The organism is Vibrio sp. 10N.286.51.E5 (assembly GCF_041469125.1).
Classification (GTDB): domain Bacteria; phylum Pseudomonadota; class Gammaproteobacteria; order Enterobacterales; family Vibrionaceae; genus Vibrio; species Vibrio crassostreae_C.
This window is the reverse complement of the sequence record NZ_JBFRJZ010000078.1, coordinates 1-902: the sequence shown is the minus strand read 5'-3', so window position 1 is coordinate 902 and position 902 is coordinate 1. Positions and strand designations below refer to the sequence as shown.

Genomic DNA, 902 nt, shown 5'->3' with positions numbered 1-902 from the left:
TTCTCTGTTGTAGCTGAAGACTTCGACCAAGATAAATCGAATGCGATCGATTTGAAGATCACGGTGACGGATGATGTGCCAACCATCACTGATACGACTATTGCTAGTACGTTTGTCGTTGATGAAGACGATTTAGGCTCTGTTGTCGCTCAGGCGACAGGATCGTTTGTTACCACGGAAGGTGCAGACCAAGTAGAGGTTTACGAACTGCGTAATATCTCAGCGCTTGAAGCGACATTAACCTCTGGAACTGAAGCGATTTCTATTACAGAAATCACAGGGGCGGCTAACACAACGACCTATCAAGGTACGACGACAAGTGGAACGCCAATCTTCACGTTGGGATTAGGTGATGATGGCTCTTATAGCTTTACGTTGTTAGGTCCTCTGAACCATCCAACAAGCCCGAACTCCAATACCTTAACGATTCCATTCGATGTCGTTGCCGTTGATGGTGATGGGGATGATTCTAACCAATATGTATTGCCAATCGAGGTGCTTGATGGTGCGCCAGTAATGACGGCGCCAACGGGTGAAGCGGTTGTCGATGAAGACGATCTTACTGGTATTGGTTCAGATCAATCTGAAGACACCATTATTAATGGACTATTCACGATTGATGAAGGTGCCGATGGCGTTGTGAAGTATGAGTTGGTTAATGAAAATTTAGTGATTGCGGGCTTAACCTCTGATGGAGAAAGCTTAGAGTGGCAAGCTGTGTCGCAAAGCGGCACAACATTTACTTACGTTGCTCAAACAGCAGCGAGTAATGAAGCGGTGTTCGAAATTATTTTCGATACCTCAGATAACAGCTATCAATTCGAATTGTTTAAACCACTTAAGCACCTTGATGGCGCGGGTGAAAACGCGATTAACCTTAACTTCTCTGTTGTAGCTGAAGA

1 protein-coding gene is annotated in these 902 nt (G+C 45.0%); it reads left to right on the top strand.

All coding sequences use genetic code 11. The features are described from left to right. Positions 1-902, top strand: a 902-nt coding sequence (locus tag AB4161_RS20945) for a hypothetical protein (protein WP_372084196.1), incomplete at both ends; no start/stop codon positions are given.